Genomic DNA, 12,926 nt, shown 5'->3' with positions numbered 1-12,926 from the left:
CGCGCGGACCCCGCACCGGACATCAGAGCAGGCGCACCTCACGCACCGCCGCCGCCGGAGCCATGAAGTCCAGCATCCGCATCCCCTCCTCCTCCAGCGCCGCCCGCTCCGCCGCCGCCACCAACTCGAACAGATCCACCTCCAGCACCGCCTTCCCCCGCGCCGACCGCACCGCCCACAACCCCCGCACGAACCCGTCCACCAGCACCGTCGCCCTGATGATGCCGTTGACGGTGAACACCCGCCCCCGGTAGGCGTCGGCCATCATCCGCACGCGGGTCCGCTCGGCGAACGACAGCAACGTGTTGTCGAACTCCGCCAGGTAACGCACCGGAGCCGGAACATCGGGATCGGGCCGCGGCGCCTCCGGCAGGTCCACCAGCCGCGCCCCGTCCTCGGTCACGAACGACCGCAACCCCATCCCCTCCACCACCTCACCCAGCCGGGTCAACCCCGACCACTGCTGCAGGTCCATCACCGTGGCCGGACCATAAGCGGCGAGATAACGCCGCACCATCTCCGCCGGCCCGCCCCGCCCGTCCAGCGGACGGCCCAGCCACGCCTCGGCGCTGGTGTGCGCGGGCTTGCCGCCCACCCCCCAGATCCCCCGCGGCGGCACCTGCACCAGCGCCACCCTCGCCCGCACCAGATGCACCAGGTCAGCCGCGGGCGCCTCCGGCCACCGCTCCTCCAGCAGCCGGCCCAGCTCCGCGAAGGTCAGCGGCCGCTCCTCCACCAGAGCCCGCCCCGCGGCCTCCGCCGCCTCCACATCCACCCCGGCCAGCCTCCTGCCCACCGGACCACGCAGCACCCGATCCAGCACCGGCCGCAACAGCGGACGCAACACCAGGCAGTCCTCGGCGGTGACCAGATGGATGGTCGAACGCATCAACGCCAACCGCACCACCCGCCGCTCCCGCAGGAGATCCGACAGCTCCTCATGGGTGAAACCCGCAAGACGCGACCACAACCCGACGTACGGCGGGTCCGGCGCCTGCGCCTGCATGCCGTACAGATGCCGCACCGCCTCCAGCGCCGTCAGCGGCGAACGCCGCAGCAGCAACTGCCGCTCCAGCGTGGCCCGGTTCAAAGCACGGAGGCCGAGCACCTCGGGCATGAGAAGTCCCTTTCCGTCGGGGGGCACGGAATCCGCACCCTATCGAGACGGCGACCACCCCGCTCCACCCCTCACACCCGCTCCAGCGCCCGGTACGGCGGCGGCGGCAACTCCACCTCCACCCGGTCACCGGCCCGCACCGCACCACCGGCCACCACCACACCCATCACCCCCGCCCGGCGCACCACCCGGCCCTCCTCGTCCCGCCCCACCACCCGCGCCAGCAACCCCGACCGGAACGCCTCGATCTGCGCGCACGGATTACGCAATCCCGTCACCCGCACCACCGCCTCCCCACCCAGCCGCAGCAACGCCCCCGCCGGCAACCCCAGCAGGTCCACCCCGCGCGTGGTGACGTTCTCCCCCAGCTCCCCCGGCCCCACGGAGAACCCCGCCGCCCGCAGTTCCTCGTGCAGCTCGGCGTGGATCAGGTGGACCTGGCGCAGATTCGGCTGGGAAGGGTCCCGCGCCACCCGGGAACGATGCCTGACCGTCACCCCCAGGTGCGCGTCCCCCTCCACCCCCAGGCCCGCGAGCAGCCGGATCACCGGCTCGCACCCCTTGCTGAAGGTGTGTCCCGCGCTACGGCTCACCGCCGTCACATACGCCCCGCCCACCGGCCGCTCCCTCCTCGCTGGGTTCTCTTCTTCCATGATCATTTTCGTATCTCGGCGATCGCCTTTACGATGTAGATCATAAAGGATCGCGGCCGATCCGGTACAGCACGTGGCGGCGCAGCGGGCTGCCGGCGGGCACCCTCGGGTGGTCGAAGTCGTCGGCCGGGTCCCGCCTCATGCCCAGCCGCTCCATCACCGCCCGCGACCGCAGGTTCCCCACCGCCGTCATCGACACGATCTCCCGCCGCCCCGCCGGGCCGAACCCGTACTCCAGCGCCGCCCGCGCCGCCTCGGTGGCGTAGCCCTGCCCCCAGGCCCGGCGGGACAGCCGCCAGCCCACCTCCAGCGCCGGGGTGAAGTGCGCCTCGAACCGCTGCCACGCCAGCCCGGTGAACCCGATGAACTCCCCCGTCGCCCGGACCTCCAGCGCCCACAGGCCGTAGCCGTGCTCGTCGAACGCCACCTCGATCCGGCCCACCATCGCGTCGGACTCCTCACGCGTCAGCGGCGCGGGAAAGTGCCGCATCACCTCGGGGTCGGCGTTCAGCTCGGCGAACGGCTCCAGGTCCGTCTCCCGCCATCTGCGCATGACCAGCCGCTCCGTCTCCACGATCCCCTCCCCTGCTCTGCGGCGCTTTTCACCGGGCGCCGCACCGTGACCGGACAGGCCGCCGGTGGTGCGCTGACCTGCGTGGACACGGCGGACGGCGATCCGGCCCCGACACGCCACCGCATCATGGCGGAATAACCTCCGCCGGACGTCGGTTACAGTAATCGTGCCGATGTGGTTTGTGTCCCCCGGGCCGCAAATTACCGCCTTCACGGAATACCGTTCGGCTGGAGCCGTGTTGTGCCTCTCGCCGAGGAGGCGACCGCCACATCGGCACTAAACGTCCCGCCCCGCGAGCGCTCCGGCGCCGCGGGGCGGTCCTTTTTCCCGGCCCGTTCCCCGCTCGCCCCGCGCCTCGGCACGCCCCGGACTCGCCCGAGCGGCCCTCCATGCCTTTCATCCGGGTTCGTGTCATCGGCCACGAAGCGGCCGTGAGTGACGTCGCACCCGCAGCGGAAAAAGCCGGTGAACTTCCGTCCCATTCGCCGCATCCAATCCGTACGTGAACACAATGACGAAGACGCTCACGACCGCCGCCCTGTCCGTGGCCTCCGCCGCGACACTGTTCGCCGCGCCCGCCGCCCACGCGACCACCGGAGGCAAGACCGCCTGCCCCACTCCGAGCAAGGCGGAGATCAAGCGTTCCGACGGCTCCAAGGTCGACGAGCCCGCGAGGGGCGCCACCGCCATCAGAGGCGTACGCGTCGGCCACATCCCCAAGGGCTTCACCTACGGCGGGGTGGTGACCGGCAAGCACGACGGCGTCACCGAGTACGGCTACCAGTGGGGGGACGACCGGGCGAACGCCGACCCCCGGCAGCGAAGCCTGTGGGTGCGCGTACTGTGCTGGCCGGACGCCAGGAGGCTCGCGAACCTCAAGCGCCTCCCCGTGACCTACGGAACCTTCACCGGAGACGTGAGGACCGCGACGATCGGCGGTCGCCGGGTGCTGACGAAGGAGGGCGACGGCGCGCTCGGCGACGGGCGGTACGTCGGCTGGGTCGAGCGGAAGGGGGTCGTCGTCACCGTGATGGCCAGCACGCCGCTCGTCGCCGGACTCGACAGGATCGTCGCCGGCATCCGTCTGCCCTGACCGCTCCTGCCCCGTGCCGGCCGTCCGAGGACCGGCGGATGGACGTCACCGGCAGGGGGCGAGGTGGGAGACCGCGAGGCTCATCCCTCGGCGCCACCGCGTAGGGTCTCCTCCATGCAGGGCATGGTCACGATCCGCGAGGCGGGGCCCGGCGACGGGGACGCCCTCGGCGAGATCCACGCGATCTCCTGGGGCGTCTCGCACGGCCCGTTGTGCGCGCCGAAGGTCGCCGCCGCCGGTGTCCAGGAACGGCGCACCAAGTGGAACGCCATCCTGGCCGAGGACAAGGGCAAGGACACGATTCTGCTCGCGCTCCTGGACGATCGCCCCGGAGCCTTCGCCCGCTTCGGGGCCTCCTCCCGCCCCGGCCTCGCGGAGATCCACACCTTCTTCGCCCACCCGGACGTCTGGGGCAGCGGCCTGGCGGCGGCCCTGCTGGCCGCCGCTTTGGGCCGGCTGCGGGAGGCCGGCCATGACCGCGTGCATCTGTGGACGCTTCGGGATTCAGCCCAGGCGCGCCGTTTCTACGCCAAGAACGGCTTCGGCGAGACCGGCAGGCGACACGACCACGACTTCGGCGAGGGCCCTCCGCTCGCCCTCGTGGAACTGGAGCGAACCGTGCCCGGCCCCGGCCTGTGACGAACGGAGGAGGTCTCCCGCGTCCTCATCGGCGGAACGGAGGCGGTGGTGCTCGGCGGCATCCGGCGGACGGCGCGGGCCACCGGGAGACCGTGCAAGGCCCCGTGCGGGCGCGTCGCGGCCGCCGCGACGCGCGCGGAAGGCGGATGGCTTTGCCTGCGGGCTTGGAGAAGGGCTACAAACGTGGGGACCCCGCTTGTGCGGGTGCGCACAGCCGCCGGCCCCCGGGTCACCGCCTAGGGTGGTGAAACCCGTCCTGCAAGAGGAGAGCCCGTGCTCTACCGCCTGACCAAGATCGTCAGCGCCCCCTTCCTGCACCTGCTGTGGCCGACCACGGTCACCGGTGCCGAGCACGTACCCGCCTCCGGCCCGGCCATCCTGGCCTCCAACCACCTGTCGGTCCTCGACTCCACCTTCCTGCCCCTGGTGCTGCCCCGCCAGGTCCGCTTCGTCGCCAAGGCCGAATACTTCACCGGCAACCCCGTCACCGCCGCGTGGATGCGCGCCACCGGGCAGATCAGCATCGACCGCCAGAGCCCCACCGCCGCCCAGGACATGCTCGACGCCGCCGCCCGGGTGCTGCGCGGCGGCGAGCTGTTCGGCATCTACCCCGAGGGCACCCGCTCGCCCGACGGCCGCCTGTACCGCGGCAAGGTCGGGGTGGCCTGGCTCGCCCTGGAGACCGGCGCGCCGGTGGTGCCGGTGGGGATGATCGGCACCGACAAGGTGCTGCCGATCGGCGCCTCGGTGCCCAAGCTCGGCCGCATCGGGATCCGCATCGGCAAGCCGCTGACGTTCACCGGCTCGGCCACCAGCGCCCGCGACCGGCGCCGGGTGACCGACGAGATCATGACGGCCGTCCAGGAGCTGTCCGGGCAGGAGTACGCCGGCGGCTACGCGCCCAGCCGCAGCGCAGGCTGACCTGGCCCGCCCACCGTCATCCATCCGGCCGCGCCGCCGTACCGCCGTCCTGCCCGCGGCGGTCACCGCAGGCGGTGCCCGGGGCGGCCGTTCACGGCGGGACCGGTCGCGCCGGACGGTAGGCTGTCGCCCCCAGGGGAGCCGGATCCGACCGACGGGGGGTGGCCGAAGGTGCCACGCGGCAGGACGATCGCGATCACATCCGCGGCGGTGGTGCTGGTGGCCGCAGGCGGCGGCGCGGGCGCCTGGTGGCTGCTGCACACCCGCGGCACCCCGCAGGAGACCGCCCAGCGCTTCACCCGGGCCTGGCATAGCGGCGACCTGGCCGCCATGCGCGCCGAGCTCGGCAAGGCCGACCCCGCCTTCGAGGCGACCTACCGCGTCATGGCCGACAAGCTCGGCGCCGAACGCACCGAGGTACGGCTCGGCCAGGTCAGCCGGACCGGCGACGACACCGGCCGGGCCGGCTACACCGCCACCGTCACGCTGAAGAGCGGCGGCCGGTGGAGCTACTCCGGCGCCCTGGAGCTGGCGGTCGTCGACCGCAACTGGCGAGTGGTCTGGTCCCCCGCCGCCGTCCACCCCGACCTGGCCCCGGGCCGGTCGTTCGCGCTCAAGGCCCGCTGGCCGCAACGGGCCGAAATCGTCGCCGCCGGCGGCGAGCGCATCGACGACGGCTCGGCGGGCGGCTCGGTGCAGCAGCTCGTCGGCTACCTCGACAAGGCCACCGCCAAGGATGCCAAGGCCCTCGGCGCGCCGTACGCCACCGGAGACACGGTCGGCAAGGACGGTCTGCAGCTGGCCTTCCAGCGGCGCCTGGCCGGCGTACCCGCCACCGAGATCCGGATCGTCGACTCCGGCGGCAAGACCGTCAAGAAGGCCGGTGAGATCGCCGGCCGCGACGGCGAGCCGCTGCAAACCAGCCTGGACCTGCGCGTGCAGCGCGCCGCGACCGACGCGGTGCGCGACCTGAAGAAGACCGCCTCCCTGGTGGCGGTCAAGCCGTCGTCGGGGGAGATCCTCGCCGTCGCCAACAACCAGGGCGGCTTCAACCGCGCCCTGATGGGCAACTACCCGCCCGGCTCCACCCTCAAGGCGGTCACCGCGGTGGCTCTCCTGGCCGAGGGCATGAAGCCGGGCGACCGCACCACCTGCCCCAAGGACGTCAACGTCGGCGGCCTGCCGATCCGCAACTCCCATCACGCCGGCTACGGCTCGGTGACCCTGTCGGACGCCTTCGCCTACTCCTGCAACACCACCTTCGCCCCGCTGGCCGCCAAGCGGCTGGGCGCGGCCAAGCTGCTGAAGACCGCCGAGCTGTTCGGCTTCAACACCCCGCTCGACATCGGCGTCCCCGCCGCCAAGGGCTCCTTCCCCCCGGCGGCCGGCGACGCCGAGCTGGCCGCCGAGTCCTTCGGTCAGGGCCGCATCATCGCCAGCCCGCTGGTGGTCGCCTCGGTCGCCGCGGCCCTGGCCGACGGGACCTGGCGCCCGCCGACGCTGGTGCCGTCCGTCAAGCAGGACGCCGCGCCGCGCGAGCTGCCCGACGGGGTCGTCCCCGACATGCACCGGATGATGTCGGCGGTGGTCACCAAGGGCACCGCCAAGGACGCCGGGCTGCCCGCCGGCACCCGCGGCAAGACCGGCACCGCCGAGTACGGCCCGCAGGACGACCTGAAGACCCACGCCTGGTTCATGGGATTCCGGGGTGACCTCGCCTTCGCGGTGATCGTCGAGGAGGGCAGCGGCGGCGGAGCCGTCGCCGCCCCGGTGGCGGCCCGCTTCCTGCGCGCGCTGACCTGAGAGGCGAGCCGGACGGGGGGATCAGGGCCGCCGGGCGGAAGCGACGAAGATCGGCAGAGCCAGGAACATGCGGCCGGCCCGGGCGCGCTCGGTCTGCTCAGTAGCCCAGGCCGCCTCCTGTTCGACGGTGATGGCTCCGCCGGCACGGGCGGCCTCGGCGATCCCGGTGAGCATGGGGAGCATGGTCACGTCGGTGAAGACACCGGTATGGACTTCCACGGCGACGTCGTCGAACCCGGCGTCGAGCAGCAGGTTGCGGTAGCGGCGGGCGGCGCGGGGGTCGGCCGTCTGGTCGGCGCGGGCGTGCACGATGGTGCGGGTGAGCGCCGGATCGTCGGAGTCGATGAGGAATGCGTCCCAGTCCTGGCCGATCAGGACGATCCGCCCGCCGGGCACGAGCACTCGCGTGGCCTCCTCCAGCGCTTTCCCGGCGTCGGCGAGGTCGTGGAAGACCTTGTCGGCCCGGTACCCGGCCACCGTGCCGTCCTGGAGAGGCAGGTCACAGGCGTCGCCGACGCGGAAGTCGGCGTCCGGCCGGCGGCGGCGGGCCGCCGAGATCATCTGCTCGCTGAGGTCCACCCCGATCGCCCGCGCACCCAGTTCCGTCAGCTCGGCCACCGCCCGGCCGGCGCCACAGCCCACGTCCACCACGCCCGCGCCGGCCGGGTGGTCGAGCAGCTCGTAGGACCGGGCACGCAGCGCGGCGGCACCCGGCAGGGCGTCGGCCGCATCCAGCATGCGAATGAGCGATTCCATGTGATCAGATGTAGTCGTCGATCTGGACATGGCAGCCAGCATGCGACTTAATGTCGACATGAAGTCAAGTGCGACGATGAGCATCGGGGACATCGCGGCACGGTTCGGCCTGGCAACGCACGTCCTGCGGCACTGGGAGGCGATGGGCCTGCTGACACCGGCCCGTATCGGCGGGGACCGCCGCCGGTACGGCACCGAAGACCTCTATCGCGTGGCGGCCATCCTGCGCGCCAAGGAGGCCGGCTTCAGCCTGGACGACGTTCGCGAGATGATCACCGCGTCCGATCCCGCGGAACGGCGCGCCGTCCTGGTGCGACAGCGGGCCGAGCTCGCCCGTCGCATCGCCGAGGCCCAAGTCTCGCTTGAGCTCATCGACTGCGCGCTGGACTGCGATCACGAAGACCTGTCCAGTTGCCCGCACTTCCAGGCCATCCTGGCCGAGCGCATCTCCCCCGCTCCCCCGACGCACGTCCGCGTGTGACGACCCGGGTCCGCCACGGTGCCGGCCGCACGCTGCGGAGGAGATGCGGCGGCTGATCCTGGGGCCGCTCGGGCTGTCGGGCACCGTGGCGCCGGACGCCTCGCCGGAGATCGCCGCGCCGCACGCCCGCGCCTACTACCGGTACGAGGAGGCCGGCGAGCGGAAGACGATCGACGTCACCCGCCAGAACCCCTCCTGGGTCTCCACCGGCGGTGACATGATCTCGACCACCCAGGACCTGCACACGTTCATCGGCGTTCCGGAAGGCCCAGCGGAGGCTCCTCTGAACGGAGTCACGATCGGGCAGGCGGGCGGCGTCCTCGCCGGCATGCGGAAAGGCCGCGCTCCCGCGGGCGATGCGGGGGCGCGGCCTTTCCGGCTTCTCCGGTCCCGGTCAGGTGACCGGACGGCGGTGACCCGTCAGGAGGCGCTGACCTTCTGTCCGTCGGTCTCCCCGGCCGCCTGCGCGGGCAGGTCGAGGCTGTCGCGCAGCTGGGCGGGCCGCAGGAACGCCGCGGCGATGAGGCCGACCACGGCGATGCCCGCCGAGATCAGGAAGATGTGGCCGGTGGCGTCGCCGTAGGCGGCCCGGACGATCGCCTTGACCGGCTCGGGCAGCGCGGCGATGTTGAGGCTGCCGCCGGCCGCCGATCCGCCGCTGACCGGGATGTGGGCCTTGGCAAGGCCCTCGGTGATGCCGGTGGCGACGCGGTTGGCCAGGACGGCGCCGAGCACCGAGACGCCGACGGTGCCGCCGAGGGAGCGGAAGAAGGTGATCGCGCCGCTGGCGGCGCCGATCTCCCGCAGCGGGACGGTGTTCTGCACGACCAGCACGAGGTTCTGCATGGACATGCCGACGCCGACGCCGACGCCGAGCATGTACACCGAGATCAGCGGGATCGGGGTCTCGTGGTCGATGGTGGCCAGGCCCGCGAAGCCCGCCAGCAGCACGACCAGGCCGACGAGGATGTAGGGCTTGGTGCGGCCGCTGGCCGAGACCATCCGGCCGCTGATCGTCGACGACAGCAGCACGCCGAGCATCATGGGGATGGTCAGCAGGCCGGCGGCGGTGGGACCGTAGCCGCGGCCGATCTGGAAGTACTGGCCGAGGAAGACCGAGCCGCCGAACATGGCCATGCCGACCGCGAGGCTGGCCAGGATGGCCAGCGCGGGGGTGGCGCGCCGCAGGACGTGCAGCGGCACGACCGGCTCGCGGACCTTCGCCTCCACCCAGGTGGCCACCATCAGCACCAGCACGCCGCCGCCGGCCATGGCCGCGGTCTGCCACGACAGCCAGTCGAAGGAGTTGCCGACGAAGGTGACCCAGATGAGCAGGACGCTGACGCCGACGGCGATCAGGGTGGCGCCCCAGTAGTCGATGCTGACGTCCGCGCGGCGCACGGTCGGCAGGTGCAGGGTCTTGGCCAGCAGCGCGAACGCGGCGATGGTGAAGGGCACGGCGATGAAGAAGCACCAGCGCCAGCCGAGCCAGGAGGTGTCGGCGATGACGCCGCCGAGCAGGGGGCCGCCGACCGTGGCCACGGCCATGACCGCGCCGAGGTAGCCGTTGTAGCGGCCGCGCTCCTTGGGGGAGATCATCGCGGCGATGACGACCTGCGCCAGGATCTGCAGGGCGCCCATGCCCAGGCCCTGCAGCGCGCGGAAGGCGATGAGCTGTCCGGTGTTCTGCGCGAAACCGCAGGCCAGCGAGCTCACCATGAAGATCACGATGGAGATCTGCAGCAGCAGTTTCTTGTTGAACAGGTCGGCGAGCTTGCCCCAGATGGGGGTGGAGGCGGTCGAGGCCAGCAGGGAGGCGGTGACGACCCAGGTGTACTGCGACTGGCTGCCCTCCAGGGCGCCGATGATCTGCGGCAGCGCCACCGAGACGATGGTGCCGCTGATCATGGCGACGAACAGGACGAGCAACAGGCCGCTGAGGGCTTCGAGGACCTCGCGGTGGGTCATCGGCTCCGCCGCGGGCGGCGCTGCCGGCTGTGCGCTCACGCGCAACCTCCGATCAAGGGAGAAGGGAATACAACCCGGACACCATACATGCCCAATGGGAAACTTTGCGCACTGAGAACTTATTCCCATTGGGTAAGCTCGTCCGCATCATGGACAGCACACCGGGGCTGCGCGAGCGCAAGAAGGCCGAGACCCGCCAGGCGGTGCACGAGGCCGCGCTGCGGCTCGCCATCGAGCACGGCCTGGACAACGTCACCGTCGAGGCCATCGCCGACGCCGCCAACATCTCCCGCCGGACGTTCTCCAACTACTTCGACGGCAAGGAGGACGCGCTGCTGTACGGCGACGAGCAACGCCTGGGCACCCTGGTACGGCGCGTCCACGAGCAGCCGGCCGCCAGCTCCGCCTGGCAGGCGCTGCGCGACGCGCTGGAACAGCTCTACGACGAGTCAGACGAGACCGACGAGGCCGGCGGCTCCGACCGGGAGCTGCACCTGCGCACCCGCCTGGCCATGCGCCACCCCTCCCTGCTGGCCAGGCAGCTGGCCAGCAGGGTCCGGCTGGAGAGCGAGCTGAGCCGGGCGGTGGCCGGAAGGGCGCGGCCGGACGGCGTCGACCCCGAGGTGATCACCGCCGCGTTCCTGGCCGCGCTGCGCATCGCCATGCAGTGGTGGTGCGCCGAGCAGGAGAGCCGGACGCTGCGTGAGCTGATGGGCAGGGCGCTGGACCAGATGTCCCGCCCGTTCGGCTGACCGGCCGGGACGGCCCGGCAGGCCGTTCAGCCGGACCCGGCACGGCTCAGGCGGGCACGCCGGCGTCGCCGTACCGGGTCCGGTTCAGGCGGGCACGCCGGCGTCGCCGCGACCGCCGGGGTCGAGCGCGCTCAGCAGCGGCCACGTCAGGTCGGCCATCCGGCCGGGGGACTGCGGGCACTCGCGCTGGAGCCAGTCGGCGGCCACGCCGATGAGCGCGCCGGCGACGAACGCGGCCAGGACGTCGTGCGACGCCTCCGGCGGGCCGGCGGGCCCGGCCGGCCGGCCGGCGGCGTCGCGGCGCAGGCGGTCGCGGACGGCCGCGGCGAGGCGGCGGCGGACGTGGTCGGCGACGTGGGCGCTGCCCCGCGGCCCGAGCAGGCCGCGGTAGAGCCCGGCGTGCCCGGCCAGGCTGGCGAAGAAGGCCGCCAGAGTCTCGGGCCCCTCCCCTTCCGGATCGGGCCCCGAGGCGGGCAGGAATCCGATCAGGTCGTCGATCATCGCGGTGCAGGCGATCTCGGCCAGCTCGTGGACGTCCCGGTAGTGGTCGTAGAAGGCGGTGCGGCTCACCCCGGCGCGTTCGGCGACGTCGGAGACGCTGATCCGCGACAGGTCCCGCTCCTCGGCGAGCTCCAGCAGCGCGCGCGCCAGGGCCGCGCGGGTACGGCGGACGCGCCGGTCACCGGAGGGGACGCCGCCGTCTTTCATCGTGGCCACGCCGTAAGTCTAACCTTGCTTACAACTGTCAGTTATCTTGCAGTTGTAAGATAACGTGGCGGGGTAGCCGACCATCTCTCGAAGGAGACGCCGGATGAGCGCCGAGGAGCAGGTCCTGAACTACCCGATCCCGACCGACGCGGCCCTGGAGCCGCCCGCCGAATGGGCCGAGCTGCGCGGCCGGTGCCCGGTGGCGCCCGTCCGGCTGCCCAGCGGCGACCGGGCGACGCTGCTGACCCGCTACGAGGACGTCAAGCGGGTGCTGGCCGACCCGCGCTTCACCCGCCGGCTCACCGCGCCCGACGCCGCCCGGCTGTCCGCCGAGGGCGGCGGGGTGTTCAGCAGCGAGATGGCGCAGATCATCCCCGATGGCGGCGAGGAGCACCTGCACTGGCGCCGCCTGGTCATCAAGTGGTTCACCGCCAGGCGCATGGCCGCCCTGCGGCCCGCGATGACGCAGATCGCCGAGGACCTCGTCGACGACATGATCAAGCGCGGCGCGCCGGCCGACCTCAAGGCGTCCCTGGGCTTCCCGCTGCCGGTGTACGTGATCTGCGACATGCTCGGCGTGCCCGCCGCCGACCGGGACCGGTTCTCGTACTGGTCCGACACCATGCTCAACCTCACCCGCTACGACGGGGCCGAGATCGCCGCCGCCCAGGGCGAGTTCTTCCAGTACATGTCCGACCACGTCGCGGCCAAGCGCGCCGAGCCGGGCGACGACCTGCTGAGCGAGCTGATCGCGGCCGGCGGCCCCGAGGACGGCGGGCTGTCCGACGTCCAGATCGTGGTCACCGGCATAGCGCTGCTGGTCGCCGGGCACGAGACCACCGCCAACATGATCGGCAAGATGGTCTCCATGCTGCTGGCCGACCGCTCCCGGTGGGAGCGGCTGCTGGCCGACCCGTCGCTGATCCGCACCGCGGTGGAGGAGAGTCTGCGACTGGACGCCAACTCCGGCTTCGGCCTGCCCCGCTACCTGAACGAGGAGGCCGAGGTCGGCGGCGCGGTCCTGCCCCGCGGCACCACCGTGGTGTGCAGCATGGCCGCCGCCAACCGCGACGAGGACGCCTTCGGCGACGCCGCCGAGATGGACCTGACCCGCAGCCCCAACCAGCACCTGGCCTTCGGCTCCGGCTCCCACTCCTGCCTGGGCCAGGCGCTGGCCCGCACCGAGCTGCAGGTCGTGCTGGAGGTGCTGCTGCGCAGGCTGCCGGCCCTGGAGCTGGCCGTGCCCGCGGCGGAACTGGAGCGGGTGGAGGGGCTGGCCGTCGGCGGCCTGCGCACGGTCCCGGTCCGCTGGTGACCGGCGGCGCCGTACCCGGCGCCTCGTGGCGTGCCCGCACCCCTCGCGAGAGGGCCGGGGACGACGGCGCGAGGGGGTCAGAGCGGCAGCACTGCGGCCTCATGGCGTGCCCGCGCCCTCACGAGAGGGCCGGGGACGGCGGCGCG

General features: G+C 72.6%; 13 protein-coding genes. 7 read left to right on the top strand and 6 right to left on the bottom strand.

The window, feature by feature from the left end:
* Nucleotides 1-22 precede the first annotated feature (22 nt).
* From ACQP10_RS17010 to ACQP10_RS17000, 3 genes are all read right to left on the bottom strand, one after another.
* Nucleotides 23-1,117, bottom strand: coding sequence for a winged helix DNA-binding domain-containing protein (locus tag ACQP10_RS17010; RefSeq protein WP_433541700.1), 1,095 nt, complete (start codon nt 1,115-1,117; stop codon nt 23-25).
* Nucleotides 1,118-1,188: 71 nt separating this feature from the next.
* Nucleotides 1,189-1,734 carry an MOSC domain-containing protein gene (locus tag ACQP10_RS17005; RefSeq protein ID WP_433541699.1) on the bottom strand — a complete coding sequence of 182 codons (546 nt, stop codon included), beginning with the start codon at nt 1,732-1,734 and terminating at the stop codon, nt 1,189-1,191.
* A gap of 76 nt (nt 1,735-1,810) precedes the next feature.
* Entirely contained in the window at nt 1,811-2,344 is a 534-nt protein-coding gene (locus ACQP10_RS17000; RefSeq protein WP_433541698.1) for a GNAT family N-acetyltransferase, read from the bottom strand.
* A 511-nt stretch (nt 2,345-2,855) separates the two neighbouring features.
* Between ACQP10_RS17000 and ACQP10_RS16995 the strand changes: the two genes are divergently transcribed.
* The 4 genes from ACQP10_RS16995 to ACQP10_RS16980 all read left to right on the top strand — a co-directional run bounded on the left by ACQP10_RS16995 (nt 2,856) and on the right by ACQP10_RS16980 (nt 6,800).
* On the top strand, nt 2,856-3,437 hold the full coding sequence (locus tag ACQP10_RS16995) for a hypothetical protein (protein ID WP_433541910.1): 582 nt from the start codon (nt 2,856-2,858) through the stop codon (nt 3,435-3,437).
* A gap of 114 nt (nt 3,438-3,551) precedes the next feature.
* Nucleotides 3,552-4,076: a GNAT family N-acetyltransferase gene (locus ACQP10_RS16990; RefSeq protein ID WP_399500635.1), complete on the top strand. Its 525-nt coding sequence runs from the start codon at nt 3,552-3,554 to the stop codon at nt 4,074-4,076.
* Between the two features lie 273 nt (nt 4,077-4,349).
* On the top strand, nt 4,350-4,997 hold the full coding sequence (locus tag ACQP10_RS16985; protein ID WP_346019777.1) for a lysophospholipid acyltransferase family protein: 648 nt from the start codon (nt 4,350-4,352) through the stop codon (nt 4,995-4,997).
* 171 nt (nt 4,998-5,168) lie between these two features.
* Complete coding sequence (locus ACQP10_RS16980) at nt 5,169-6,800, top strand: penicillin-binding transpeptidase domain-containing protein (RefSeq protein ID WP_433541697.1); 1,632 nt, start codon at nt 5,169-5,171, stop codon at nt 6,798-6,800.
* Between the two features lie 21 nt (nt 6,801-6,821).
* On the opposite strand, the gene ACQP10_RS16975 is transcribed toward ACQP10_RS16980, so the two are convergent.
* Nucleotides 6,822-7,556 (bottom strand): methyltransferase domain-containing protein, encoded by a 735-nt coding sequence (locus ACQP10_RS16975; RefSeq protein ID WP_346019779.1) that lies wholly within the window; start codon nt 7,554-7,556, stop codon nt 6,822-6,824.
* Between the two features lie 76 nt (nt 7,557-7,632).
* On the opposite strand from ACQP10_RS16975, the gene ACQP10_RS16970 reads away from it, so the two are divergent.
* A complete protein-coding gene (locus ACQP10_RS16970; protein ID WP_433541696.1) occupies nt 7,633-8,037 on the top strand; it encodes a MerR family transcriptional regulator in 405 nt (134 codons plus the stop codon).
* Nucleotides 8,038-8,457: 420 nt separating this feature from the next.
* Here the strand turns inward: ACQP10_RS16970 and ACQP10_RS16965 are convergent, their stop codons facing one another.
* Complete coding sequence (locus ACQP10_RS16965; RefSeq protein ID WP_399500817.1) at nt 8,458-10,005, bottom strand: MDR family MFS transporter; 1,548 nt, start codon at nt 10,003-10,005, stop codon at nt 8,458-8,460.
* Between the two features lie 149 nt (nt 10,006-10,154).
* Here ACQP10_RS16965 and ACQP10_RS16960 point away from each other — a divergent pair, with 149 nt between their 5' ends.
* Complete coding sequence (locus ACQP10_RS16960) at nt 10,155-10,757, top strand: TetR/AcrR family transcriptional regulator (RefSeq protein ID WP_346019781.1); 603 nt, start codon at nt 10,155-10,157, stop codon at nt 10,755-10,757.
* A gap of 84 nt (nt 10,758-10,841) precedes the next feature.
* Here the strand turns inward: ACQP10_RS16960 and ACQP10_RS16955 are convergent, their stop codons facing one another.
* The gene (locus ACQP10_RS16955; RefSeq protein WP_346019915.1) at nt 10,842-11,465 is read right to left on the bottom strand and encodes a TetR/AcrR family transcriptional regulator; all 624 of its coding nucleotides are present in this window, start codon (nt 11,463-11,465) and stop codon (nt 10,842-10,844) included.
* A 103-nt stretch (nt 11,466-11,568) separates the two neighbouring features.
* On the opposite strand from ACQP10_RS16955, the gene ACQP10_RS16950 reads away from it, so the two are divergent.
* Nucleotides 11,569-12,780, top strand: coding sequence for a cytochrome P450 (locus ACQP10_RS16950; RefSeq protein WP_433541695.1), 1,212 nt, complete (start codon nt 11,569-11,571; stop codon nt 12,778-12,780).
* Nucleotides 12,781-12,926: the final 146 nt, after the last annotated feature.

This window comes from Streptosporangium sandarakinum (genome assembly GCF_050942225.1).
Classification (GTDB): Bacteria; Actinomycetota; Actinomycetes; order Streptosporangiales; family Streptosporangiaceae; genus Streptosporangium; species Streptosporangium nondiastaticum.
The sequence above is the reverse complement of the archived record's forward strand: the minus strand, read 5'-3'. Positions and strand labels throughout refer to the sequence as shown.

Bases quoted from the DNA above. Each gene is read 5' to 3' on its own strand.
- ACQP10_RS16970 (WP_433541696.1), top strand. From the start codon at position 7,633: ATGAGCATCGGGGACATCGCGGCACGGTTCGGCCTGGCAACGCACGTC.
- ACQP10_RS16960 (WP_346019781.1), top strand. From the start codon at position 10,155: ATGGACAGCACACCGGGGCTGCGCGAGCGCAAGAAGGCCGAGACCCGC.
- ACQP10_RS16990 (WP_399500635.1), top strand. From the start codon at position 3,552: ATGCAGGGCATGGTCACGATCCGCGAGGCGGGGCCCGGCGACGGGGAC.
- ACQP10_RS16955 (WP_346019915.1), bottom strand. From the start codon at position 11,465: ATGAAAGACGGCGGCGTCCCCTCCGGTGACCGGCGCGTCCGCCGTACC.
- ACQP10_RS16965 (WP_399500817.1), bottom strand. From the start codon at position 10,005: ATGACCCACCGCGAGGTCCTCGAAGCCCTCAGCGGCCTGTTGCTCGTC.
- ACQP10_RS17010 (WP_433541700.1), bottom strand. From the start codon at position 1,117: ATGCCCGAGGTGCTCGGCCTCCGTGCTTTGAACCGGGCCACGCTGGAG.
- ACQP10_RS16950 (WP_433541695.1), top strand. From the start codon at position 11,569: ATGAGCGCCGAGGAGCAGGTCCTGAACTACCCGATCCCGACCGACGCG.
- ACQP10_RS16975 (WP_346019779.1), bottom strand. From the start codon at position 7,556: ATGGAATCGCTCATTCGCATGCTGGATGCGGCCGACGCCCTGCCGGGT.
- ACQP10_RS16995 (WP_433541910.1), top strand. From the start codon at position 2,856: ATGACGAAGACGCTCACGACCGCCGCCCTGTCCGTGGCCTCCGCCGCG.